This window comes from Streptomyces virginiae, from assembly GCF_000720455.1.
Lineage (GTDB): Bacteria > Actinomycetota > Actinomycetes > Streptomycetales > Streptomycetaceae > Streptomyces > Streptomyces virginiae.
In genome coordinates, this window is the sequence record NZ_JOAK01000016.1 from 42,445 (window position 1) to 67,183 (window position 24,739).

19 protein-coding genes, 1 tRNA gene and 1 pseudogene are annotated in these 24,739 nt (G+C 71.4%); 13 read left to right on the forward strand and 8 right to left on the reverse strand.

Features of this window, described 5'->3' with window-relative positions:
• Positions 1–50 precede the first annotated feature (50 nt).
• The 4 genes from IG86_RS0122595 to IG86_RS0122610 all read left to right on the forward strand — a co-directional run bounded on the left by IG86_RS0122595 (position 51) and on the right by IG86_RS0122610 (position 5,603).
• Complete coding sequence (locus IG86_RS0122595) at positions 51–314, forward strand: UBP-type zinc finger domain-containing protein (RefSeq protein ID WP_030821080.1); 264 nt, start codon at positions 51–53, stop codon at positions 312–314.
• Positions 314–2,065, forward strand: coding sequence for an FAD-dependent oxidoreductase (locus tag IG86_RS0122600; protein WP_030821082.1), 1,752 nt, complete (start codon positions 314–316; stop codon positions 2,063–2,065). The genes IG86_RS0122595 and IG86_RS0122600 overlap by 1 nt, the downstream gene beginning before the upstream one ends.
• Before the next feature lie 131 nt (positions 2,066–2,196).
• Positions 2,197–3,330, forward strand: a complete 1,134-nt coding sequence (locus IG86_RS0122605; protein WP_199828721.1) for a hypothetical protein — start codon at positions 2,197–2,199, stop codon at positions 3,328–3,330.
• A 98-nt stretch (positions 3,331–3,428) separates the two neighbouring features.
• A complete protein-coding gene (locus IG86_RS0122610) occupies positions 3,429–5,603 on the forward strand; it encodes an FUSC family protein (protein ID WP_030899072.1) in 2,175 nt (724 codons plus the stop codon).
• Here IG86_RS0122610 and IG86_RS0122615 read toward each other — a convergent pair.
• The 3 genes from IG86_RS0122615 to IG86_RS0122625 form a co-directional block, all read right to left on the reverse strand.
• Positions 5,577–6,119 carry a phosphate-starvation-inducible PsiE family protein gene (locus tag IG86_RS0122615; RefSeq protein WP_030899074.1) on the reverse strand — a complete coding sequence of 181 codons (543 nt, stop codon included), beginning with the start codon at positions 6,117–6,119 and terminating at the stop codon, positions 5,577–5,579. The two genes, IG86_RS0122610 and IG86_RS0122615, sit on opposite strands and share 27 nt — an antisense overlap.
• A gap of 739 nt (positions 6,120–6,858) precedes the next feature.
• Positions 6,859–6,932, reverse strand: a tRNA-Met gene (locus IG86_RS0122620).
• Positions 6,933–7,616: 684 nt separating this feature from the next.
• Positions 7,617–8,636, reverse strand: a complete 1,020-nt coding sequence (locus IG86_RS0122625; RefSeq protein ID WP_030899077.1) for a LacI family DNA-binding transcriptional regulator — start codon at positions 8,634–8,636, stop codon at positions 7,617–7,619.
• Between the two features lie 152 nt (positions 8,637–8,788).
• On the opposite strand from IG86_RS0122625, the gene rhaI reads away from it, so the two are divergent.
• The 4 genes from rhaI (at position 8,789) to IG86_RS0122645 (ending at position 17,251) form a co-directional block, all read left to right on the forward strand.
• Entirely contained in the window at positions 8,789–9,955 is a 1,167-nt protein-coding gene (gene rhaI / locus IG86_RS0122630; protein WP_030821092.1) for an L-rhamnose isomerase, read from the forward strand.
• A gap of 143 nt (positions 9,956–10,098) precedes the next feature.
• Positions 10,099–12,138 carry a bifunctional rhamnulose-1-phosphate aldolase/short-chain dehydrogenase gene (locus IG86_RS0122635; protein WP_030899082.1) on the forward strand — a complete coding sequence of 680 codons (2,040 nt, stop codon included), beginning with the start codon at positions 10,099–10,101 and terminating at the stop codon, positions 12,136–12,138.
• 7 nt (positions 12,139–12,145) lie between these two features.
• Complete coding sequence (locus IG86_RS0122640) at positions 12,146–13,618, forward strand: rhamnulokinase (RefSeq protein WP_030821098.1); 1,473 nt, start codon at positions 12,146–12,148, stop codon at positions 13,616–13,618.
• 468 nt (positions 13,619–14,086) lie between these two features.
• Positions 14,087–17,251 (forward strand): discoidin domain-containing protein, encoded by a 3,165-nt coding sequence (locus IG86_RS0122645; protein ID WP_030821101.1) that lies wholly within the window; start codon positions 14,087–14,089, stop codon positions 17,249–17,251.
• Between the two features lie 323 nt (positions 17,252–17,574).
• On the opposite strand, the pseudogene IG86_RS44505 reads toward IG86_RS0122645, so the two are convergent.
• Together IG86_RS44505 and IG86_RS0122650 are read right to left on the reverse strand one after the other, a co-directional pair.
• Positions 17,575–17,703 (reverse strand): annotated as a pseudogene (locus tag IG86_RS44505) (thioredoxin-disulfide reductase); the annotation flags it as partial.
• 48 nt (positions 17,704–17,751) lie between these two features.
• Positions 17,752–18,171, reverse strand: a complete 420-nt coding sequence (locus tag IG86_RS0122650; RefSeq protein WP_030821104.1) for an arsenate reductase ArsC — start codon at positions 18,169–18,171, stop codon at positions 17,752–17,754.
• A 419-nt stretch (positions 18,172–18,590) separates the two neighbouring features.
• Between IG86_RS0122650 and IG86_RS0122655 the strand changes: the two genes are divergently transcribed.
• From IG86_RS0122655 to IG86_RS0122670, 4 genes are all read left to right on the forward strand, one after another.
• A complete protein-coding gene (locus IG86_RS0122655; RefSeq protein WP_030821107.1) occupies positions 18,591–18,905 on the forward strand; it encodes an ArsR/SmtB family transcription factor in 315 nt (104 codons plus the stop codon).
• 40 nt (positions 18,906–18,945) lie between these two features.
• Positions 18,946–19,722 carry an aquaporin gene (locus tag IG86_RS0122660; protein WP_030821110.1) on the forward strand — a complete coding sequence of 259 codons (777 nt, stop codon included), beginning with the start codon at positions 18,946–18,948 and terminating at the stop codon, positions 19,720–19,722.
• Complete coding sequence (locus IG86_RS0122665) at positions 19,719–20,780, forward strand: ArsO family NAD(P)H-dependent flavin-containing monooxygenase (protein WP_030821113.1); 1,062 nt, start codon at positions 19,719–19,721, stop codon at positions 20,778–20,780. The genes IG86_RS0122660 and IG86_RS0122665 overlap by 4 nt, the downstream gene beginning before the upstream one ends.
• Before the next feature lie 774 nt (positions 20,781–21,554).
• Positions 21,555–22,370, forward strand: a complete 816-nt coding sequence (locus IG86_RS0122670; RefSeq protein WP_030899087.1) for a sulfite exporter TauE/SafE family protein — start codon at positions 21,555–21,557, stop codon at positions 22,368–22,370.
• 60 nt (positions 22,371–22,430) lie between these two features.
• Here IG86_RS0122670 and IG86_RS0122675 read toward each other — a convergent pair whose 3' ends face one another.
• Genes IG86_RS0122675 through IG86_RS0122685 form a run of 3 tightly spaced genes read right to left on the reverse strand, consistent with a single transcriptional unit; the run spans position 22,431 to position 24,390 of the window.
• The gene (locus IG86_RS0122675; protein WP_037848061.1) at positions 22,431–22,928 is read right to left on the reverse strand and encodes a GNAT family N-acetyltransferase; all 498 of its coding nucleotides are present in this window, start codon (positions 22,926–22,928) and stop codon (positions 22,431–22,433) included.
• Positions 22,925–23,293, reverse strand: coding sequence for an ArsR/SmtB family transcription factor (locus tag IG86_RS0122680; RefSeq protein WP_030821119.1), 369 nt, complete (start codon positions 23,291–23,293; stop codon positions 22,925–22,927). Before IG86_RS0122680 ends, IG86_RS0122675 begins: the two co-directional genes overlap by 4 nt.
• Positions 23,294–23,331: 38 nt before the next feature.
• Entirely contained in the window at positions 23,332–24,390 is a 1,059-nt protein-coding gene (locus tag IG86_RS0122685; protein WP_030821126.1) for a flavin-containing monooxygenase, read from the reverse strand.
• 105 nt (positions 24,391–24,495) lie between these two features.
• Between IG86_RS0122685 and IG86_RS38960 the strand changes: the two genes are divergently transcribed.
• Positions 24,496–24,705, forward strand: coding sequence for a hypothetical protein (locus tag IG86_RS38960; protein ID WP_037848064.1), 210 nt, complete (start codon positions 24,496–24,498; stop codon positions 24,703–24,705).
• Positions 24,706–24,739 lie beyond the last annotated feature (34 nt).

The window sequence follows — 24,739 nt, forward strand, 5'->3', positions numbered from 1 at the left end:
AAGACCGTCGGCCGCGGCCGATCAGGCCCATTCACGGAAGGAAAACTCTCATGGCCACGATTGTCGACCCGCACCTGGCGATGGTTCGCCCAGTGACACCGCGTACCCCGGAGGGCTGCGAGGAGTGCCTCAGGGTGCATTCCCCGTGGGTGCACCTGCGCCTCTGCCTCACCTGTGGGCACGTGGGCTGCTGCGACTCCTCCCCCCTCAAGCACGCCAGATGGCACGCGGGGAGCGTCGCTCACCCCGTCGTACAGTCCTTCGAGCCGGGAGAGGACTGGCGCTGGTGCTACGTCCACGAGGCCCTGGTCTGATGAGCACGGCCGAGCACGAGAAGGGTGCGGTCCGCGAGACACCTGACCGGTACGGGGCGTTCCCGCGCCTCACCCCGGAGCAGCTCGAGGACCTGAGCGCGCACGGTGAGCGCCGCAGGACCGCCGAGGGCGAGGTGCTGTACCGCGAGGGCGAGCCGTTCCGGGAGTTCCTCGCGATCCTCAGCGGGACCGTCGAGATCCTCCACGACCAGGGCGGCCCCGACGAGCGGACGGTGGCGGTCCACGGACCCGGCAGGTTCCTGGGCGAACTCGGGCTGCTGGAGGGCCAGGCAGCGTTCAACACCGCCGTGGTGCGCGAGGCCGGCGAGATCCTGGCCGTACCGGTGGAGCGGCAACGCGCCCTGGTCGGCAGCGACCCCGTCCTCGGCGACCTGATCCTCCGCGCCTACCTGGGCCGCAGGTACCTGCTCATCGGCCTCGGTGCCGGCTTCCGGATCCTGGGGTCGTGCTATTCACGGGACACGCTGAGGCTGCGCGAGTTCGCCGCCCGCAACCGGCTGCCCCACCGCTGGGTGGACCTGGAGAGGGACAAGGAGGCCGAGGCACTTCTGCGCCGGTTCGCCATCCGTCCCGAGGAGACGCCGGTGGTCCTCTGGCAGGGCGAGCGGCTCCTGCGCAATCCGAGCAACGCCGAACTCGCCCGCCTCATCGGGCTTCCCGCCCCCTCGTCCGAGAACGAACGGTGCGACGTCATGGTGGTCGGTGCGGGCCCCGCAGGACTCGCCGCCGCCGTGTACGGTGCCTCCGACGGCCTCACCACGGTCACCGTCGACGCCGTGGCCACGGGAGGCCAGGCCGCGACCTCGTCCCGCATCGAGAACTACCTCGGCTTCCCGTCCGGCATCTCCGGGGGCGAACTCATCGAACGTGCGGTGCTCCAGGCCCACAAGTTCGGCGCCCGCCTCATGGTGCCGGCGGAGGTCAGCACGCTCACCCCGCAGGACGACGAGTACGTCGTCACGTTCACAGACGGGTCCCGGGCCCAGGCCGGCGCCGTGGTGCTCGCCTCGGGCGTGCGGTACCGCAGGCTCGAAGTGCCCGGCATCGACCGCCTGGAAGGCATCAGCGTCTACTACGCGGCGACGGTCCACGAGGCCGGCCTCTGCCGGGCGGACCCGGTCGCCGTGGTCGGCGGCGGGAACTCCGCTGGGCAAGCGGCGCTGTTCCTCGCCCAGCACGCGTCCGGGGTCCACCTCCTCGTCCGGGGCGGCGACCTCAACGCGAACATGTCGCGCTACCTGGTGGACCAGGTGGAGCAGCACCCCAAGATCGAGGTGCTGCTCCACACCGAAGTACGGGGCGTCGCCGGGGAGGAGAAGCTGGAGTCGCTGACGGTGGAGGACAACGCAAGCAATGAGCGCCGTGAACTGCAGGCCGCGGCGCTGTTCGTGTTCATCGGGGCCCGGCCGCGCACGGAATGGCTGGGGGGCGTGCTGGCCCTGGACGAGAAGGGCTTCGTCCTCACCGGCGCCGACGCCGGGGCGGTGGCCGACGCGAACCGGTGGGCCCCGCTGGGCCGCGAACCGATGCTGCTGGAGACCACCCTTCCCGGGGTCTTCGCCGCCGGCGACGTCAGGAGCGGCTCGGTGAAACGGGTGGCCTCGGCGACCGGTGAAGGCGCCATGGCGATCCGTCTCGTGCACGAGCACCGGGAACGGAGGGGAAACCTGGTCACCGCCGACTCCGAGGGGCGTCGGCCGGTAGCGGGCGGGTCCGTGTCCTCGCGCTGACCCTGCCCCTGACCGACCCCACAGGTGGCGCAACCCGTAAGAACAGCGTGTCACCGCGGCTTCGCCTCCACCCCGGGGCATCCTGTGAACCCCTGTAATCGCGGAGGGCAGCCGAGGAGGATGGTCCGGTCGTGCGGGTGTCGGCGCAGGGCGTTACGGTCGTGGCTCTCCTGGCGGATCCGGACGCGCCCACGGACATCGCGCAGCGCATCGCCCGGATACTCCCTGATCGGCTCGCCGAAAGGGCGGGCCAAGGGCGTCGGTTCGACGTCACGGTGGTCAGTGAGCCATTCACCTCAGGGACCGAGGACCCGCCCACCTTGATGCGCCGGATCATGGACCGCGGGAGTGCGGAGGACTGGGACATCGTGGTGGCCCTCACCGACCTTCCGCTGCACTCACACGGGCGCAAGATCGTTGTCGATCTGAGCCGCGAACACGGCTTGGCGCTGCTGTCCCTTCCTTCCCTGGGGGGCCTGCGGCTGCAGACGAGGGCCCGGCGGGCCGTGGAAGAAGCCGTGCTCGGCCTGGTGGGTCCGCAGGCCGCCGGGGCCGAGGGGCTTCCGCAGAGTCAGCCGCATCTGGGCCCTTTTGCCGGTCGGCTCGCGCCTGTCCAACGGGGCCGGGTCGGTGACGAGGAGACCGTCGATCTTCGATACGTCGTCAGCGGGCCGCGCGGCTACCTGCGGGTGCTCGTCGGTATGGTCCGCGCCAACCGGCCCTGGCGGTTGGTGTCGGGCCTGTCGAAAGCCCTGGCGGCCGCACTCGCCACGGGGGCCATCGCCACCCTGGACTCCACCACTTGGAGCCTCTCCGGGGCCCTGAGCGCGCCACGCCTCGTGATCGCCATGGTCGGGTCCGTCGGGCTCATGATGGGCTGGCTGATCGTGGACGGGGAGCTGTGGCATCGATCGACAGAGGGCTCGCCGGAGGCGAGGCAGAGGGCGCGGCTCTACAACACCTCGACGGTCCTCACCGTCGGTATCGGGGCGCTCGTCTGCTACGTGGGTCTGATGGTCGTCAACTTGGTGTGGGCGCTGTTCATCCTCAACGACCGAGTGTTCGCGTCCATGACAGGAACCCCGCTGCACGCCACGGAGTACTTGACGTTGTCCTGGTTCGTCGCTTCGGTCGCCACGGTGGCCGGCGCGCTGGGATCAGGCTTGGAGAGCGACGAGGCGATCCGCGCGGCCGCCTACTCCACGCGCGAGAAGGAACGTCGCCACATGCTCCAAGGCGACCACGGTGACCAGCTGGTGACCTGAGTCGCCCCCGAGGGACACGAGGGCTCCGGCCTCGCGCTCAACGGAATCGGCGGCGTGGCCGACGCGACCTGGTAGGGGGTCGGGCTAGGCTCCTGTCCGTGACGTGGCTGCGGGCCCTCCGGGAAGTCGTGCGATCCGGACTCACGATCGAGGAGGCGCGACTGGAGCCCCTGCTCGCGCTGCGCACTGCTGTGGGGGTGGCGATCGTCATCGGGCCGGCGCTGTGGCTGGCCTCCCCGGCGTACGCCGCGTCCGCCGCCCTCGGTGCCTACTCCGCGGGCGCAGCCACTTTCCAGCGCACATGGCGTCCCCGCAAAGTCATCGCGCTCGGCGCGGGCGTAGGTTTGGCGCTCAGCACGTTCCTGGGCTATCTGGCGGCGGGGCGACTCGCGACGTTCCTCCCACTGCTGGCCGTATGGGCCTTTGCCGCAGGGATGGCGTGGGCCGTCGGATCGACCGCCGGGATCGTCGCAGCGACGACGGTCGGCAGCATGCTGGTGACCGTCACCCTGCCCACGAGCATCGGGCGGGCTCTGGAGCACGCCGGGATCATCGCGCTCGGGGGAGTGGCGCAGGCCCTGCTGATCCTGCTGTTCCCGATCCGCCGTTGGGGGGCGCACCGTGACGCGCTCGCCGACGCCCTGGCCGCCGTGGCGGACCACGCCCGCCGGCTGCGGCACGACCCGACCGCCCCGTTCGACCCGGAACCGCTGATGACGGCGCGGGACGCGGCCGCCGTGACGCCGTCGCAGGCCCGCACCCGGCCCCCCGTCCTGCACGGCCCCCGGGGGCTCGCCGAACGCATTCGGCCCGTCGTCGCCGCACTCGCCGACCCGGACGTCGGCGCCCCGGCGGAGGGACCCGGGCGGGACCGCGCAAGGGAGTTGCTCGACGCGGCCGCCGAGGTCCTGGATGCGGCCGCCCGTTCGATCCGCCGCGGCACTCCCGCCGAGGTGTCGCCCGGAAGCACGGACGCCCTGCGCGTCGACGAGGAGCACGAGGTGCTGGAGGGCCCCGCGCGGCAGGCCGCCGAGCGGCTCGTGGAACTGCTCGGCGAGGCCTTGGACATCGCCCGGTGCGGCACGCGTGGGAGGATGCCCGCGCCGCCCGGCCCCGCGAACGCCCAGTTCCTGGTGCGCCCGACCATGTTCCGGCTGGTCCCGGTCGTGGTCCGCGCGGTCCGCCCTGAGCTCCGCCGGGACTCGCCCGTGTTCCGGCACGCCGTCCGCCTGGCGGCGGTGGCCACGCTCGGGTACCTGATCGCCGCCCGGCTACCCGTGGGCCACGGCTACTGGGTGCCCATCACCTCGGTGATGGTGATGCGGCCGGACTTCCACCAGACGTACGCGCGGGCGGTGGCCCGTCTCGCCGGGACCCTGGCGGGGGTCGCGCTCGCCACCGGGATGGTGCGGGCCCTGGGCCCGGACGCCCAGGTGTTCGGCCTGCTGGCGGTGGTCTCGGCGGGCCTGTCGTTCACGCTGAACCGTACCGGCTACGCCTACTCCCAGTGCTTCACTGCCGCATACGTCGTCTTCCTGCTCGGCATGGGCGGCCAGGCATGGGAGCAGACGGTCCCGGAGCGGGTCGTGCTCACCCTGCTCGGCGGGGCCCTGGCGATGCTGGCGTACGTGGTGTTCCCCGCATGGGAGACACCCCGGCTGCCGGGCCGGCTTGCGGATTGGCTCGCCGCCGAGGGCCGATACGCGGCCGCGGTGCTCCGCAGCTACGCCGAACCGACCCGGGAACATCACGCCGACCTGCGCAGGGCACTGCTGGCGAGCAGGGAGGCACGTGCCGCCTGGCAGGAGACATACGACCGGGCAAGACAGGAACCGGTCCGCCCCAGGGGCCTGACGTCACGCGAGGCGGAGGAGGCGCAGGAGGCGCTCAAGGGGTTCGACCGGGCGGCGATGCTCATGGAGAGCCACGTCCCGAGGGACGACAGCCGTCCCGTCCCGCAGGCGGAGCGGCTCGCCGAGGCCCTGGAGGCGGACACCGCGCAGGCGGCGGTAGACGTGCGCGAGCACAGGAATCCGGACTGGGTGCGCGTGGAGGAGGTGCTCCACGCGTGGGAGGGCGCCGCCGCCGGAGACGGGAGCCCGGTGGTGCGGCGCGGGGCGGAAATGCAGAAGCAGGCGTTGGAGGACCTCGCGACGGCCGTGAGCCGTACACCCCTGGAACGGGACGTCGGCTCCGCTCGCGAGGAGCAACGGGTACGGGCGGCCGCGGCGGCGGAAGGTGACGGATCAGGACCTGCCCACCGGGGTGGGTGACGGCTCCGGCGACGGTGGAGCGCGCCGCGCCTCCTGGAGCGGGAAGTAGTCTGCCGGCCGCGTCGAGCGACGCCACACGTACCCCGCTGTCGCCATCGCGAGGATCAGACCTGCCAGGATGAGCAGTTCGATCCCCTCGACGTTCCACCGGAAGGACTTCTCCGCCTCGGCCGTCACGATGAGCACCTTGCGGATGCCGGCAACCAGGCCGACGACGAGGAACGGCTCCGCGTCGAGGGTCTGGTTCCTGATGGTCAGGCGGACGGTGTGGAGCAGCTCGGCCACGATGAACAGCACAAGGCTGTTGTCCAGGGCGGACAGAACGACCGCCTCCTCCTCGTACGGCCCCTGGATCGACCTGATGACGTCGTGGACGACCCCGACGGTCAGGAGTCCCGCGAGCAGTACGAGGAGCGCCGCGACAATGAGGTGGATGCCGTCCTCGAGGAGTTGCAGGAGGCCCTGTACCCGGCCCCCGCCCTCGGTCTTCGGGAGTGTGGGTCTCACGGTCGGCATCCTAGGGGCGCCCCAGGCCAGCGGGCGCGGCTCGCTGTGCTGCCAAACGGGTGGACGAGGGATTCCTCCCTGGTGGCAGCCTGCGGGGGTGGGACGAGGCGCGACATCAGCGACCGAGTTCTACCCCGCGGCCGGAGAAGGCAGGGCCGGGGCCGGCCTCGTTCCTCGCGGCGGCCCCGCAGGCCACAGACGCCGTCTCGCGGGTGTGATTGTCGAGGAACACCAGTCTGGCCATGTCGGGGCGCTGCGCCGGCAGGTCCGTGGCGCCACGGCCCAGAGGCCCGGCGAGCACGACGCTTGGCGGGACTGGCTGCTGTGGGCCCGGGCAGGCGCTGAACACCCACCGGACGGCCAGAGCACGAACCGGCCCGTCGTCGCGGATTCGCGGCTTGGCCGGCTGGTCGCCAGGACGACGGTGCGTGAAGTCCATTCCGCGGCTGCCGAGGAGCGGACCGAGCTGAGTCCGGCCGCTGTCAGCGCATCTTCCGCACCAGCTGCACATGGCGCGGGCCGAGATTGCACTTCCGCCCGCCGGTACGGCCACTGGCACGGGCGGCGGCCCAGGCCCTCTTTCGCGATTTGGCTGAACGTGGCGCTCGACCGGATCAGGGTGTCAGGGCGGCTCAGGGCCCGGAAGGCAGGGGCACGTGAAGGGCGTAGGCGCGCACCTGAGAACGTCGGTGCCGGATACAGCAGAAGGGCCCAGATCTCTATGGGAGATCTGGGCCCTTCCGAGCAGTAGCGGGGACAGGATTTGAACCTGCGACCTCTGGGTTATGAGCCCAGCGAGCTACCGAGCTGCTCCACCCCGCGTCGATGCCTCCACCATACGGCACCTTTGGCCCGAGCTTCGCCAGATTTCCCTGCCCGACCTGCTGTCGCAAGCGCTCGCAGCTTGCAGGGGCATGCGATCTCCGCGACCTCCGGCGATGGGGGAGTGCGGGCCGCCGCTGCCGGGGAGCGGCGGCCCGCACTGCTGTTGCCGCGGATGTCCTGACGACCGCGAAGCTGTGCGGTCCGCGTGGTGCCCCGGGCCTACCGGGTGGCCTTGCCATCAGTCTGAGTCCCACAGAAGGCATCCCCGCGAGAGGTCAGATGAGGGAGGGCAGGATGCCGCGGGGCCAGTGCCCGAGCCAGAGTGCGGCGGCTGAGGGCCGGTCCTGAGCCTCGGTTGAACCGTCGTGCGGCAGGTACTCGGTGGGAGCCACACAGCCTTCGCCCGGGCGAGGCGTATGCGGATGATGCGGATGGGGCGGCCGCTGGCGACGTGGTCGCGGTAGTCCTGGGTGTGCGGGTAGCGGTCGGCGTGGTAGTCGGGGTGGACGGCTCGGCAGACCGCTTGGGCGTCGATGGCACCGAGGATGACGTAACGGACTCTCCGGCTGCCACGGTCGGTTCTGGATGGTGTCTCGCCCGAGGCCGTGGCGGCTGGCGCTCCGTCGCGCAGGCCGGCGGGACGGTGTGGGCAGCCGGCGATGCGCGGCGTAGAGGCCACGCTCAGCCGGGCAGCGGCACGACCGACGTCGAACGCCGCACCACCAGCTCCGGCTCGAAAACGACTTGCCGGTGCCGGTGGGCCGCTCCGCCCGGTCCGGTCTCCTCGGCGAGCATCTCGGCCGCCGTCCGCCCCATCGCCTCCGCGGGCTGGCGCACCGAGGTCAGCGGCACCGCGGCCGCCGCGGCGAACTCGATGTCGTCGTAGCCGACGATCGCGAGGTCCTCTGGTACCCGCAGGCCCGCGGCGAACGCGGCCTGCAGCATTCCGAGGGCCAACAGATCGTTCGCGCAGAACGCTGCGGTCGGTCTCGGCGACATCCCCAGCAGGCGGGCGCCGGCGTCGCGGCCCGCCGCCACGTCCAGCCCGTCCACCTCCAGGTCCAGCAGGACGGCGTCGCGACCGGCCAGCGCCTGCAGCGCGCCGCGGCGGCGGTCGGCGACCTGCTGTAGCCGGTGGCGGCCGCCCGCGAACGCGATCCGTCGGTGACCGCTCTCCAGCAGGTGCCCGGCCGCCAGGGCGCCGCCCCCGACGTCGTCCACCGACACCGAGCAGGCTTCCAGCCCCGCGGCGAGCCGGTCCACCAGCACGAAGGGCACGCCGCTGCGACGGAGCGCCGCCGCTCCCGACCCCTCCGCGTCGGCCGGGGTCAGCAACACCCCGCGCACCCGCTGCTCCGCGAAGAGGGCGAGGTAGTCCGCCTCGTCGGCGAGCTGCTGAGCGCTGTTGCAGACCATCACGCCCAGGCCCGCCGCGCGCGCTGCCTGTTCGGCCCCGCGCGCCAAGGAGACGAAGAACGGGTTGCCCAGGTCGAGGACCAGCAGACCGATGATCCGGCTGCTGCCGGAGCGCAGCTGGCGCGCCGACTCGTCGCGTACGTAGCCGAGCTGTTCGATCGCGGCCCGGACCCTGGCTCTGGTCCCCTCGCCGACCGTCTCCGGCCGGTTGATCACGTTGGAGACCGTGCCGACCGACACACCGGCTGCCCGTGCCACGTCCTTGATGCTCGCCGCGCCGCCCATTTCCCACCATTGAAATGTTTCACCGGCTCCGACAGCCGACCCGGAGGTCAGGTTACGACATCACGCCAACCGCCCCCCGTCGGTGCCTTGACGCTCCCCACGGTCCTACCTACCGTCGGGATGAAACGATTCAGATCGTGGGAGGTGCTCCGGTGGCCGACCGATCCGCCGTGAAGGACGCCCTTCGGGCCCAGCGCATCGAGACGCCCTCGTGGGGCTACGGGAACTCGGGAACCCGCTTCAAGGTCTTCGCCCAACCCGGCGTCCCGCGCGACCCGTTCGAGAAGCTCGCCGACGCGGCCCAGGTGCACGCCGCCACCGGTGTCGCCCCCAAGGTCTCGCTGCACATTCCCTGGGACCGGGTCGAGGACTACGGAGCGCTGTCCGCCCACGCCCGCGAGCTCGGGCTCGAGATCGGCGCGATCAACGCGAACGTCTTCCAGGACGAGGACTACAAGCTCGGCTCCGTCACCCATCCGGACCCGCGGGTGCGCCGCAAGGCTCTTGACCACCTGCTGGAATGCGTCGACATCATGGACGCCACCGGCTCGCGCGATCTCAAGCTGTGGTTCTCCGACGGCACCAACTACCCAGGTCAGGACGACATTTCGGCCCGCCAACAACGCCTCTCCGACGCCCTGTCAGAGGTGTACCGGCGGCTCGGCGACGACCAGCGGATCCTGCTGGAGTACAAGCTGTTCGAGCCCGCGTTCTACACCACGGACGTCCCTGACTGGGGCACCGCGTACGCGCACTGCCTGCGGCTCGGGCCCAGAGCCGCGGTCGTCGTCGACACCGGCCACCACGCCCCCGGCACCAACATCGAGTTCATCGTCGCGTTCCTGCTGCGCGAGGGCAAGCTCGGCGGCTTCGACTTCAACTCCCGCTTCTACGCGGACGACGACCTGATGGTCGGCGCCGCCGACCCGTTCCAGCTGTTCCGGATCCTGCACGAGGTCACCGGGAACGGCGGCTTCGCCCCCGAGGCCGGCGTCGCGTTCATGCTCGACCAGTGTCACAACATCGAGGCGAAGATTCCCGCGATCATCCGCTCGGTGATGAACGTCCAGGAGGCCACGGCCAAGGCCCTGTTGGTCGACCGCCCGGCCCTGACGGCCGCCCAGGACGCGGGCGACGTACTCGGCGCGAACGAGGTGCTGATGGACGCCTACGCCACCGACGTCCGTCCGCTGCTGGCCGAGGTCCGGGCCGAGGACGGGCGGGACCCGAATCCGGTCGCGGCCTACCGGGCCGGCGGCTGGGCCGAGAAGATCGTCGCCGAGCGGGTCGGCGGCGCCCAGGCCGGATGGGGGGCTTGACCCGTCCGCCGCGCGGGCCGGCCCGCACCACCTCGTACCCGCGGGCCGGCCCGCACCCTCCTCGTACCCACGGGCCGGCCCGCACCCTCCTCGTGCCCCCCATGAGAGCGCCACCGCCCCCGGACAAGGAAGCTGCTCCCGCCATGGCCCAGCACCCCGTCGTCGCCGCCCTCCTCGCCCGCTCCCACCGGCTCGGATCGGATCCGCGCAACACCAACTACGCCGGCGGCAACACCTCTGCCAAGGGCGCGGCCACCGACCCCGTCACCGGGCAGCCCGTCGACCTGATGTGGGTGAAGGGCTCGGGCGGCGACCTCGCCACCCTCGCCGAGGCGGGCCTGGCCGTGCTGCGGCTGGACCGCCTGCGCGCCCTCGCCGACACCTACCCGGGCGTGGAACAGGAGGACGAGATGGTCGCCGCGTTCGAGTACTGCCTGCACGGCAATGGCGGCGCGGCTCCGTCCATCGACACCGCCATGCACGGTCTGGTCGACGCCGCGCACGTCGATCACCTGCACCCCGACTCCGGCATCGCGCTCGCCACCGCCGCCGACGGCGAAAGGCTCACCGCCGCCTGCTTCGGCGACGCCGTGCCGTGGCTGCCCTGGCGCCGCCCCGGCTTCCAGCTCGGCCTGGACATCGCCGAGCTCCATCGGACCCACCCGCAGGCCATCGGCTGCGTCCTGGGCGGTCACGGCATCACCGCCTGGGGCGCCACCAGCGAGGAGTGCGAGGCCAACGCCCTGCACATCATCGGCACCGCCGAGGCCTTCCTGGCCCGCCACGGCAAGGCCGAGCCGTTCGGCCCGCAGCTCGACGGCTACCACGCGCTGCCAGAGGCCGAACGCCGGCGGCGCGCCGCCTCGCTCGCCCCCGCCATCCGCGGTCTGGCCTCCACCGACCTCCCGCAGGTCGGCCACTTCACCGACGCCGCGCCCGTGCTGGACTTTCTCGCCCGCGCCGAGCATCCTCGCCTGGCCGCCCTCGGCACCTCCTGCCCCGACCACTTCCTGCGCACCAAGGTCGCCCCGCTGCTCCTCGACCTGCCCGCCATCGCGCCCCTGGACGAGACGATCGTCCGCCTGCGGGAGCTGCACACCGACTACCGGGCCGGCTACCGGGCCTACTACGAGCGGTACGCCACCGCGGAGTCGCCCCCCATGCGCGGCGCCGACCCGGCGATCGTCCTGGTCCCGGGCGTCGGCATGTTCTCCTTCGGCAGGGACAAGCAGACCGCCCGCGTAGCCGGCGAGTTCTACCTCAATGCGATCAACGTGATGCGCGGCGCGGAAGCGGTCTCCGGCTACGCCCCGATCGAGGAGCGCGAGAAGTTCGCCATCGAGTACTGGGCACTGGAAGAGGCGAAGCTGCGGCGGATGTCCGCGCCCAAACCGCTGGACACCCGCGTCGCCCTGGTCACCGGCGCCGGCTCCGGCATCGGCAGGGCCATCGCGCACCGCCTGGCCGCCGAGGGCGCCTGCGTCGTCGTCGCCGACGTCAACACCGCCACCGCCCGGGCCGTCGCCGACGAACTCGGCGGCTCGGACCGGGCCGTGGCCGTCACCGTCGACGTCACCTCCGAGGAGCAGATCGCCGAGGCGTTCCGCACCGCGGTCCTGGCCTTCGGCGGTGTCGACCTGGTGGTCAACAACGCGGGCATCTCCATCTCCAAGCCGCTGCTGGAGACCACCGCCGATGACTGGGACCGGCAGCACGCCATCATGGCCCGCGGCTCCTTCCTCGTCTCCCGGGAGGCCGCCCGCACCATGATCCGGCAGGGCCTGGGCGGCGACCTCGTCTACGTCACCTCGAAGAACGCGGTCTTCGCCGGCCCCGACAACATCGCGTATTCCGCCACCAAGGCCGACCAGGCCCACCAAGTGCGTTTGCTCGCCACCGAGTTGGGCGAACACGGAATCCGCGTCAACGGCGTCAACCCGGACGGCGTGGTCCGCGGCTCGGGCATCTTCGCCAGCGGCTGGGGCGCCCAGCGCGCCGCGACCTACGGCATCGCGGAGGAGCACCTCGGCGCGTTCTACGCCCAGCGCACCCTCCTCAAGCGCGAGGTGCTGCCCGAGCACGTCGCCGCCGCCGTATTCGCCCTCACCGGCGGCGACCTCACCCACACCACCGGCCTCCACATCCCCGTCGACGCCGGCGTCGCCGCGGCCTTCCTGCGCTGAGGCGGCCGTGACGCCCCGCACCCCACACACCCCGGCCGCCTTCGCCGCGGCAGACCTCGGCGCCACCAGCGGACGGGTGCTCGTCGGCCGGGTCGGCCGTGACCGCCTCGATCTCACCGAGACCCACCGCTTCGACAACACTCCCGTCCAACTCCCGGACGGGCTGCACTGGAACGCCCTCGGCCTGTACCAAGGCGTCCTGGACGGCTTCCGCGAGGCCGCCGCGCGCTGGGACCTCGCCTCCGTCGGCATCGACAGCTGGGCCGTCGACTACGGGCTCCTCGACGCCGACGGTGCGCTCCTCGGCAACCCGTTCCACTACCGCGACCCGCGCGGCGCCGCCGCCGTCCAGGCGGTCTGGTGCCGCCTCCCGGCCCGTGAGCTGTACCGGATCACCGGCCTTCAGCACCTGCCGTTCAACACGATCTTCCAGCTCGCCGCCGAGAAGCACCTCGACCGCGCCCGCACCCTGCTCCTGCTGCCCGACCTGATCACCCACTGGCTCACCGGCACCGTCGGCGCAGAGGTCACCAACGCCTCCACCACGGGCCTGTACGACGCCCGCACCGGCGCCTGGTCCGCCCCGGTCCTCACCGCGCTCAACCTGGACCCGGCCCTCCTGCCCGCACTGCGCCGCCCCGGCGACCACGCCGGCACCGTCCTCTCGCACGTCGCCGCCGCCACGGGCCTGCGCCCCGACACCCCGGTAGTCGCGGTCGCCTCCCACGACACCGCCTCCGCGGTCGCCGCCGTCCCCGCCGCCACCGAGGACTTCGCCTACATCTCCTGCGGCACCTGGTCGCTCGTCGGCCTCGAACTCGACGCGCCCGTCCTCACCGACGCCTCCCGCGCCGCCAACTTCACCAACGAACTCGGTATCGACGGCACCGTCCGCTACTTGCGCAACGTCATGGGCCTGTGGCTGCTCAGCGAGAGCCAGCGCACCTGGCGCGCCCGTGGCGAGGGGCACCACCTGCCCGAGCTGCTCGAACGCGCCGCCGCCGCACGCCCGTTGGCGGCGATCGTCGACCCCGGCGCCCCCGAGTTCCTCGCCCCCGGTGACCTGCCGGCCCGCCTCGCCGAGCACTGCGCCCGCACCGGCCAGCAGCCACCCGGGGACCAGGGCGCCGTCGTCCGCTGCATCCTGGAGAGCCTGGCGCTGGCGCACCGTCACGCGCTGTTCACCGCAGCTCGGTTGACCGGGCGCACGATCCGCGCCGTCCATCTCGTCGGCGGCGGCAGCCGCAACGCCCTGCTGTGCCGGCTCACCGCCGACGCCACCGGCCTGCCCGTCATCGCGGGCCCCGCCGAGGCCACCGCCATCGGCAACATTCTCGTCCAGGCCCGCACCCACGGCCTGGTCGAGGACCTCGGCGCCATGCGTCGCCTGATCGCCCGTACCCAGCGACTGCGGCGCTACGAGCCGTCCGGAGACATCCGCGCGTGGGACGCCGCCGCAGCCCGTGTGGGGCTCGCCTGACCTGACCTGACCTGACCTGACCTGACCTGAGCTGCACGGCATGGACACGGTGTCACCCCCCCGGCCGAAGGGACAGTGACGCTCAGTCAAATAATGTTCAAGCACGCATGGTTGCGGATCGCAATTCTGGAAATACTCCATTTACCGAAGGGCAACGTGCTGGCCGTCAGGTGGCCGGGTGCGCATATCCCCGATGCGATCGCGCGACCAGCGGCCGCCCTTCGTGTCATCCCCGATCTCGCTGTCATTGCCGTGAGCTGCCCGCGCGCCGCCATCAGGACTCCGAACAGCGAGGCCCCGCGTCGACCGAAAGTCGCCGCAAAACAATTGCGAGCGGCCCGAACAGGTCCATAGGAAAGGCCTGCTCGGCTTTCGAAGCCATTTCTCAGAGTCCGGAGGGTTTCCATGCGCACGCGTCGCCGCAGATCCCTGCGTCTCCTGGTGTGCCTGGCACTGTCACTGTATGCAGTGCCGCTGTCCGTCCTCGCCGCGCCTCGGGCCGACGCAGCCGGCGGGCCGACCGTGTGGATCCTGGACGCCACCGACAGGCCCTTCACCTCGACCACCCCGCCGGGCCGGGCGCCGACAGAGATCGAGCTGTACGCGGCCCGCAACGCCTATGAGGGGGCGCAGATCCTGGTGCGGTCCGGTTCGGCGCAGACCGGGGTGTCCGTCACCCCCGGGGCACTGACCGGACCCGGTGGCGCGGTCATTTCCGTCGCCAACATCACCACGCGCTACGAGTACAACCACCCGAACATCCAGAAGGTCGGCAACGTCCAGAACCCGCCCGACGGTGGAACCGCCTACTACGACGCGCTGATGGACAACACTCCGCAGCCGGTGGCGGCGAACACCACGTACGCCGCGTACTACCAGGTCTACGTCCCGGCCGGTCAGGCGCCGGGCGTCTACATCGGCAACGCCACGGTGAACAGCAGCCTGGGCGCCGTCACGGTGCCGGTTTCGGTGACCGTGTACAGCGCCACGATCCCGCCGACGTCGCAGTCCACGTTCAAGATGAACAACTGGTTCTCCTCGGCGGGCTGGGACTACGCGGGCACCGAGGCGTCGATCCCGAACGAGTACGGCGTGCAGATGTACGACGCCAACTGGTGGAAGGTCGAGACCAACATCGCGGCGAACATGGCGCGGCACCGGAACAACGTGATCTACGCCGACGCGGTGGCCCTGCTGATTCCGGACACCACCGTCGACGCCGCGGGCCGCTTCACCTTCGGCTGGTCCACCTTCGACCGGTTCGTCAACCTCTTCGTCAGCGCCGGGGCCATGCAGTACCTCTACACCCCGACCCTGCTGGAGCCGCCCGCCTCCGATCCGCAGCTCGACACCCTGGTGCCGGCCAACGGCGTCAGCGGCGCGGTCAAGCACGTGCTCTGCCGGCCCGACTCCGCTGCGGCCAACGGCTGCCCGGACACCAACAACTGGTTGAACCAGTTGTTCCCGGCACTGAAGGCGCACCTGGATGCCAAGGGCTGGACGGACAACTTCTACATGAGCGCCCTGGACGAGCCCACTACCGCGCAACAGGCGACGGCTGCCAACTGGCTCTACACGCAGTACGAGAAGTACTTCCCGAACCCGCGGACCAACGAGGCGCAGCTGACCAACTTCACCGGGAACGCTGCACACCTGTCGACGCAGACCCCCCTCACGTCGAACTACGACGCGAACGTCGCGCTCTACCAGAACTACCGGATCAGCGGGAAGGACCTGTGGCTGTACAGCTGCATCCTCCCGCAGGGCTCGTACATGAACCGCTTCACCAGCAACCACCTCAGCGCGACCAGGCTCCTCCCCTGGCTGACCTGGAAGATCGGCGGCGACGGCTACCTGCACTGGGGCTGGAACTACTGGCACGACGACTTCAGCCCGCCGTACCCGGCCGCCGACACCTTCAACACCTGGCAGACCGGCGACCACTGGCTGGTCTATCCGAACAAGGCCGCCTACGGCATCTACGACAGCCTCCGCAGCGAAGCCCAGACCGCGGGCCTGCAGGACTTCGAACTGCTCCAGCAGCTGGCCGCGGTCAAGCCGCAGGCGGCACGCACCCTGGCCGAGACGCTGATCACCAACCCGACGGCGTACGACCTCTCCGGGTGGAACGTCGAGGGCCGGCACAAGCAGCTCCTCGACGAACTGGCCTCCGCGACCGGTGACCTGGCGCTGCCGTTCACGGACGACTTCAGCGGCGGCGACCACTTCTGGACCCACACCCGGGGGGCCTGGTCGACCAGCGGCGCCCGGTACGCGCAGTCCGACGCGGCGGCGAGGTGGGGGGACGTCTCCTACCTGCGCGGCCGGGGCTACACCGACGTCTCGGTCGGCGTGGACCTGCAGATCACCGGAGTGAGCTCGTTCGGCGGAAGCACCAACTGGGCAGGTCTGATGGTCCGTTCGGCCAACGGCACGGACATGGACTCCGGCTACCTGATCGCCCAGCGGAACAACGGTCAGGTTTTCGTCTACCGCAGCGGCACAACGATCGGCTCGGCGTCCGTGCCCGGCTACGTGCCGGGGCAGCGCACCCGCCTGCGCGTAGTGGCGCGCGGGAACGCGCTGACGGTGTACTCCGGAACCGGGCATGCGCCGGTGCTGACCGTCACCGACGCGGCATTCACCGCGGGCGACGTGGGTCTGGTCACCGGCGGCGCCAGCGCGAACTTCTGGAACGCCCGGGTCATGCCGACCTCTCTCGCCCCGGCCGAGAGTGCCGCCGTCACCGCCTCCAGCTCGTACGAGGCCGACGGCTGGGGCATCCGCTCGGCGGTCGACGGACAGCGGCCGTCGGCGCCGAACGCTGCGGGGTGGAGCAGCTCCGGCAGTGTAGAGACCAACCACACCGAGTGGGTGCGGCTGGACCTGGGCTCGACCCGGCCGCTGAGCCGAGTGGACCTCTACCCGCGCGGCGACGGGGCCAACGCCGGTCAGGGCTTCCCTGTCGACTTCACCGTCCAGACCTCCACCGACGGCACGAATTGGACCACGGTCAGCACCCAGACTGGGTACGCGAGGCCCGGCGCCACGGCGCAGACCTTCCCGTTCGCGACGGTCACCGCGCGCTACGTGAAGGTGACGGGAACCAATCTGAGCAGAGATCAGTTCGGTGCCTTCCGCATGCAGTTCGCGGAGATCGAGGCTGTCGGCGGGGATCTGGCACTGGGCCGCACGGCGACCACCTCCAGCTCGGTCGAGTACCCCACCGAGGGCTGGCTGACCGCCAACCTCACCAACGGTACCCATCACACCGACCTGTGGAACTCCTCGGGCTGGAGCAGCGCCGGGGCCGGCTCCCCGAACACCACGCAGTGGGCGCGGGTGGACCTCGGAGGCCCGTCACGGATCAGCCGGGTCACGTTGTACCCCCGCGACGACATCCCGAACACCGGGCGCGGCTTCCCGTCGGCCTTCACCGTCCAGCTCTCGGCCGACGGCACGAACTGGACCACCGTGGTGTCGAAGAGCTCGTACCCGCGTCCCGGGGCCGGCGGCCTCTCCTTCGCCTTCGCCGCCGCCACCGCCCGGTACGTGAAGGTCACCGGCACCACGCTCACCGCCGACCAGTTCGGCGTGTACTACATGCAGCTGGCGGGGATCGGGGTCTCGTGACGAAGCACCGGGTCCGCTTCCCAATCGCGTCGCGGTATCGGAGTGTGTGGTGGTGCGGGCACTTCGACAGCGGGACTGCGGGTGCTCGCAGTCCTTCTAGAAGGTGCCCATGCTGTGGGCGAGCGACTTCGTTGCCATACGGTGCGGGACTCCTCGGCGCCAATGCGGACCCGATGCTTTTGGTGACGGTTCGTCAGGCTGCCGGATGCCTTCCACGGTCTGGAAAGAACCGCGGACGCGGTCCTCGGGCCCTGCGCGTCAGGTTGTACGGAGCGTAGCCGTCAGAGGTTGGTTCTGCCGAAGGCTGCCGCGCGTGCAGGCTTCTCCTCCTCGGTGGTCGTGGTGAGGGAGCCGCCCACAAAGACGGAGCTGCCGAAGGGCAACGGCTTCAGCTGTGCGTGGGCGGCGTAGAGGGCGGCGGTGTATCCGGCGGGGTCGGAGCCTATGACGATGACGTCGCGGACGTCGTCGGTCGGGTCGTCTCGGTCACGGCAGGTCCCTCAGGCCTTCGACGTGGCGTCGATTTCGGCGATGAGGCCCTCGATGAGGCCCTTGATCTCGTCGCGGATGGGGCGGACGGCTTCGACGCCCTGGCCTGCCGGGTCCTCGAGCTGCCAGTCGAGGTAGGTCTTGCCGGGGAAGTAGGGGCAGGCGTCCCCGCAGCCCATCGTGATGATGTAGTCGGACGCCTGGGCGGCCTCGGGGGTGAGGATCTTCGGCTTCTGGTCGGAGATGTCGATGCCCAGCTCGGCCATGGCGGCGACGGCGGAGGGGTTGATCTGCTCGCCGGGCATGGATCCGGCGGAGCGGACCTCGACGCGGTCACCCGCGAGGTGGCGCAGGAACCCGGCCGCCATCTGGGAGCGGCCCGCGTTGTGGATGCAGACGAACAGGACGGAGGCGGCGGGAGCGGAGGACATCTGTTCTTCCTTGGGGTGTGGGGCTTGAGGGGTGAGCTGGGTGAACGGGTCGCAGATGCGGGCGTCGATGGTGCCGCGGATGCCGCGGACGGGCCGGTCGAGGTAGCGGCGGCCCGGCACCACGGGGCGGGCGTCGCCGCAGCTCATCGCGATCACGCTGTCGACGGCCTGGACGACCTCTTCGGTCAGCGGCTTGGGGTAGGCGTGGGCCAGGCCCACTCCGGCCTTGCGGCGCCATCTCGCCTGCGGGGTGGGTGCGCGCGGAGGAGACGGTAACCCGACTGCCCGCGCGGTGGGCGGGGCGGGCGGCGGCCATCTGGAGGGGTGAGGAAGGCGAGGGCATGGCGATCCCGTTCAAAGGAGCCAATCGGATCAGCTCGGGCTGGTATCAGCCCCAACTGATGTGACAGTATCAGTCCATGATGACGTCAGTCGACACTGATCTGATCCGGGTTCTGGCCGACCCGCTCAGGCTCAAGATCGTGGCCCTCCTCGCCAAGGAGACGCTCTGCACCACCCACCTCGTGGAGGAGACGGGCGCCAAGCAGACGAACCTCTCCAACCACATGAAGGTGCTGCGCGAGGCCGGGGTCGTGGAGACGGAACCGTGCGGGAGGTACATCTACTACCGCCTGCGCCCGGAAGTCATCGAAGCCCTCGCCGGTCAGTTCGCCGACCTCGCCCGGACCGCGCGAGCCACCGCCGAAGCGAACCTCAAGCGGTCCTGCCCATAGCCTTCCGCGCTCTGCCTCACCTGCCCGAGGAGAACCAGCCTTGACCGCCACCCAGCCCGTCGGCCCCCCGATACCTGCCGACGAGCCCCAGCCCGCACCCGGCGCGACCCCGCCCCGCACCCCGCTCATCGCCCGCGCCGCCGCCGAGCTGGTCGGTACCGCGGCCCTCGTGGCGGTCGTCGTCGGCTCGGGCATCCAGGCCACGAAGCTCACCCAGGACGTGGCCCTGCAGCTGCTGGCCAACTCCACCGCCACGGTCTTCGGGCTCGGCGTCCTCATCGCCCTCCTCGGCCCGGTCTCCGGTGCCCACTTCAACCCGGCGGTCACGCTGGCCGAATGGTGGACTGCCCGCCGCGGCGGCGCCGGCGTCACCGCCCGCGAGGTCGCTGTCTACGTGCCCTCGCAGATCGCGGGTGCGATCGCGGGCGCGGTCCTGGCCGACGCGATGTTCGGCGAGCCGCTGGTCAGGTGGTCCACGCACGACCGCTCCGCCGGGAACCTGCTGCTGGGCGAGGTCGTGGCGACCGCCGGTCTGATCCTGCTGATTTTCGGTCTGGCCCGCACGGACCGCCTCCGGTTTGCGCCCGTCGCCGTCGCCTCGTACATCGGCGCCGCGTACTGGTTCACCTCCTCCACCTCCTTCGCCAACCCGGCCGTCACCATCGGCCGCGCCTTCACGGACACGTTCGCGGGCATCGCCCCAGCCTCGGTCCCGGGTTTCATCGCCATGCAGCTCGTCGGCGCCGTGGTGGGCCTGGTGCTCGTAGCCGTCATCTTCATGCGCGGCAAGACGGACAACGGAACGCCCGCGGCATGACGCAGCGCACCGACGTGGTGGTGATCGGCGGCGGCCAGTCCGGGCTCGCCGCCGGATATCACCTGCGCCGCCTGGGCATCGAGCACGTCATCCTCGACGCCCAGACGGCGCCCGGCGGAGCCTGGCAGCACACCTGGGACTCCCTGCGCCTGTTCTCCCCGGCCCAGTACTCCTCCCTGCCCGGGCGGCTCATGCCCTCCCGGCCGGGCGAGCTCTACCCGAACGCCGCCCACGTGGTCGACTACCTCGCGGACTACGAGAAGCGCTACGACCTCCCTGTCCAGCGCGGCCAGCGGGTCGACAGCGTGGACCGTGACGGCCCCGTCCTGCGGGTCGGGACGGACTCCGGACCCTGGACTGCGCGGGCGGTCATCAGCGCCACCGGCACCTGGACCCGCCCGTTCCTGCCTGCCGTTCCTGGCAGGCGGGACTATCGGGGTCGCCAGCTCCACACCGTGCAGTACCGCAGGCCGTCCGAGTTCGCCGGGCAGCGGGTGGTCGTCGTGGGCGGCGGCAACTCCGGCGCCCAGATCGCCGCCGACCTCGCCCACGCACGGATCGACTTGATCTGGGTGACCCAGCGACCGCCCCGCTACCTCGCCGACGACATCGACGGCCGTGCCCTCTTCGACGCCGCGACCGCCCGCCGCCGCGCCCTCGACGAAGGCCGCACCGACGCCGGCGGCGTCGCCTCCCTCGGCGACATCGTCGCCGTCCCGCCCGTCCGCGCCGCCCGCGACGCCGGACTCCTCGCCTCCAGGCCGATGTTCGCCCGGCTCAACACGACCGGGGTCGAGTGGGCCGACGGTACCCGGGCGGAGGCGGACACGGTCATCTGGTGCACCGGATTCCGTCCCGCCTTGGCGCACTTCGCCGCCCTGCGCCTGCGTGGTACCCGCGGACACATCGCCACCGTCGGCACTCGCGCGGTGGACGAACCGCGCCTGCACCTGCTCGGCTACGGCGACTGGACCGGCCCGGCCTCCGCCACCCTCATCGGCGTCGGCCGCCCGGCGCGGGAGGCCGCCCGGGACATCGCTGACTTCATACGCCATTGATGCTGCTAAACATCAGGACAGGGTGGATGGATAACGCGCCTAAGGGCCGGTGTGACGGCCCCTCAAGCACCCTTCCTGTGGCTTCCTGACCAAGATGGTGACCCCGAGGTGCTCACGCTCCTCGTGGACACCCCCAAGGGCACCCACATCCGCCGCACCCCGCCCGCGCTGCCCCTGCCGGCGCCATCGACAACGGGCCGGGAGCCGCAGAGGCTCCAAGGGCTCGGGTCGGCGGGAGCTGGGCGACCGGCTGCTCCTGGCCGTCACCGCGGCGCGGTCGGCCAGCCGCTCGGGATGCCCGCCAACGCCCTCGTACGCCGCGACTGGGGTTTCCTCTTCGACCAGCTGCGTTCCACCACCGCGGTACTCGACCACCTCTTCCGGGCAGCCGGCGAGCCGGTGCGCCACTACGAACTGGCCGCTGCGGATGCCGACGCGGCTCCGCGGGGAATCGACACCGAACTCGTGGGCGCCGGCGGCACGCTGTGCTCCGCCCCGCAGCTGCAGCAGGCCCCGGCCGCAGTGACGGCACCAACGTCCACCGAGTCCTGCGCATGCTCCACGAAGACAGCACACGCCGGCTCATCGTCCACCCCGCCTTTGGACCGCGACTCCACAGCGGTATGCCGTCACCCCAGACGTGCCCGGGCAGCTCGGCGGGCAGCATACGGCGCTCGGAGGTCTGGACGAAGGCTGCGTGCACGGCCGGTGCCTTTCCCCGAAGCTGGGATCGCCTCGTAGCGAATGGGGCTGTGACCAGCAAGGATGTCCGTCATGCCGGCTGACGCGAACCTCGCCCCTCTCCGCTCGACACACGCGACGCCGGTCGTGTTCGGGGCGGGCGCCGCGATCGGTGTTCTGGGCGGGATGATCGGGCTGGGCGGCGCCGAGTTCCGTCTGCCGCTGTTGATCGGTCTATTCGGGTTCGCCGCGCTCTCGGCGGTCATCCTGAACAAGGCGATGAGCCTGGTCGTGGTCCTGGTCGCGCTGCCCGCCCGCCTCGGCGCGGTCCCGGCGGCCGAGATCGCGGCACGCTGGCCTGTGGCGGTCAACCTCCTCGCCGGCAGCCTGCTGGGCGCATGGGCGGGAGCGAGCTGGGCAGTTCGCATGCGCAGCAGCACCCTCTACAAGGTGCTGGCCGCCCTGATGGTGCTCATGGCCGCCGCCCTCGTGGTCACCCACACCACTGCCTTCGGCACCCTCGATCTGCCGCTGTGGGCGCAGGTACCCGCTGGTGTGGTGGCCGGGTTCGGGATCGGTGGGGTGGCTGCGATCATGGGTGTAGCAGGCGGTGAGCTGCTGATCCCGACGATCGTGCTGCTGTTCGGAGAGGACATCAAGACCGCCGGAAGCCTCTCCCTGCTGGTCTCCCTGCCCACCATGCTCGTGGCGTTCGCCCGCTACAGCCGCGACGGCAGCTTCGCCGTCCTCGGCGCCAACCTCCGCTTCACGGCGATCATGGCCGTCGGCTCCATCGCCGGCGCGGTCGTGGGCGGGCTGCTCCTGGGCGTCTTCCCGGATCTGATCCTTGTCCCTCTGCTCGCCGTGATCCTCCTCGTGTCCGCGGTCAAGCTCGCCCGTCACGAATGACTGCGCCGAGACGCCTCCGCATGTCGTCGGGGCCCCGCGGACAGAGCCGCCGGACCCTGTTCAGTCGATCAGAGGGCTCCGGCGTTCCAGGAGGACCACGTCCCTCCAGGCCCCGTGGTGGCGGCCGATGCGCTCACGCGTGCCGATGACGCGGAACCCGGCACGTGCGTGGACGGCGAGGCTGGCGGTGTTCTCGGGGAAGACGCCGGACTGGATGGTCCAGATGCCCGCGGTCTCGGTAGAGGCGATGAGCGCGTCCAGCAGACCGCGGGCGACGCCGCGGCCGCGTGCCTCGGGGTGGACGTAGATGGAGTGCTCGACCACGCCCGCGTACGCGCACCGGTCCGAGACGGCGCTCGCCGCGACCCAGCCCAACACTCGGCCGTCGTCGTCGAGGGCGACGAAGCGGTGGCCCGGCAGCTTGGTCTTGTCGAACGCGGCCCATTCGGGGGCCTTCGTCTCGAAGGTCGCATTGCCCTCGTCGATCCCCGACTGGTAGATGCCCAGCACCTGTTCGGCGTGCTCGGGCAGCAGCGCCTCGATCCGCACGCCGGTCACACCGTCTTCGCGGGGCCGGCCAGCAGCGCGCCCATGGCGGCGAGCACGGACGGCTCGACCCGGTAGTAGACCCACGTCCCGCGGCGCTCGGAGGACAGCAGGCCGGCCTCTTTGAGCTTCTTCAGGTGGTGGGAGACGGTGGGCTGGGAGACTCCGACGTCGGAGATGTCGCACACGCACGCCTCCCCGCCCTCGTGGGAGGCGACGGCGGAGAACAGGCGCAGGCGCACGGGGTCGCCGAGGGCCTTGAACATCTTCGCCGCGACCTCGGCCTCCTCGGCCGACATCGGGCGCTCGTTCAGCGGCGGGCAGCAGGCCGCGACGACGTCGGGCTCCAGCAGCGGCAGAACCTTCACATTCGACATACGTCTATGTTGACACACATCGAACTAAGAGGCAGGGGTCAGCTGCGGGCCAGGTGGGCGGCCAGTCGGCGTGCCGCCCGGGCGGCATCCCTCCCGACTCCGCGCAGGGTGTTCGAGGACAGGCTGCGCTGCCACTCCAGCCCGACGAACGCCAGGCCCGGATGGGCGGGGGAGGCCCCGCCGCGGTGGCGGGGGTGTCCGGCCGGGTCGAGGATGCCGTCGAGTCCGGCGAGGTAGGGCAGGTGGGGGCGGTAACCGGTGGCGAGGATCAGCGCGTCCAGCCGCTCCGTGGTGCCGTCGGCCCATGTGACCCGGTCGCCGGTGAGCCGGGTGAACATCGGGCGCCGGTCGGGGGCGCCGGCGGTGAGGGCGGCGCGGTAGCGGCCGTCGTCCAGGACCGGCGGGGCGGGCGGATTCTTCAGGAGATGTCCGAGCGGGGCGGTGTCCAGGCCGGTGCGGGTGAGCCAGAAGTGCAGGTCCTTGCCCAGTAGGTGCTGCCGGGCGAACTTCACCGGCGTCCGCGTGGCCAGGCTCGTGCGGCTTTCGCGGGCGAGCTCGGCGGCGATCTGAACCGCGGAGTTCCCCGCCCCGACGACCACCACGCGCTGCCCGGCGAACGGGGTCGGGCTGCGGTAGTCGGCCGCGTGCAGGACCTGGCCGGCAAAGGTCTCCAGGCCCGGCAGGTCGGGGCGGTGCGGGCGGCCGAAGCTGCCCGAGGCGGCGACCACCGCCCGCGCCGACAGCCGCCCGCCGCCCTCCAGCTCGACCGTGAACCCGCTGCCGTCGGCCCGGACCGCGATGACGCGCTGTCCGGTGCGGATGTCGGCCTGGAGGCGGTCGGCGCAGGCGGTCAGATAGGCGACGACCTCGTCCCGGTGCGGGTGGCGGTCCAGGTCCCCGCCGAACGGTATGCCGGGCAGCGCGCTGAACCGGGCCGGGGAGAACAGGGTCAGGCTGTCGTAGTAGCGGGGCCACGACCCCGCCGCCCTGTCCGAGGCCTCCAGCACCACCGGCTTCAGCCCCGCCCTGACCAGCGCATGCGCAGTGGCCAGCCCCGACTGCCCGCCTCCGACGACGACCGCTTCCACGTGTTCCACGACAACCCCATTGATTAGATGAATGTCTATGTTGACGTCTATCGATACAGGTGTCATCCTGATCGCGCAAGCCATAGACAAACTTCGAAACACCAGGGAGTCGTCATGAACGAGCCGGTCACGCCCACCAGCCCGAACCGCGCCGAGGCGGCAGGTTCCTGTTGCGGCCCCACCCCCGCTCAGCCCGCCGTCGAGGTGGCGTCCGTCCAGTCCTCACCCTGCTGTGGCACCAGTGAGGGCGCGGAGGCCGCCGGAGCCTGCTGCGACCCGCAGGCCAAGCGCGAAGCCGTCGCCACCGGCGTCGGCTGCTGCTGACCGCCTGAAGCCCCCGCCCCCCGCCCCCCCCCGC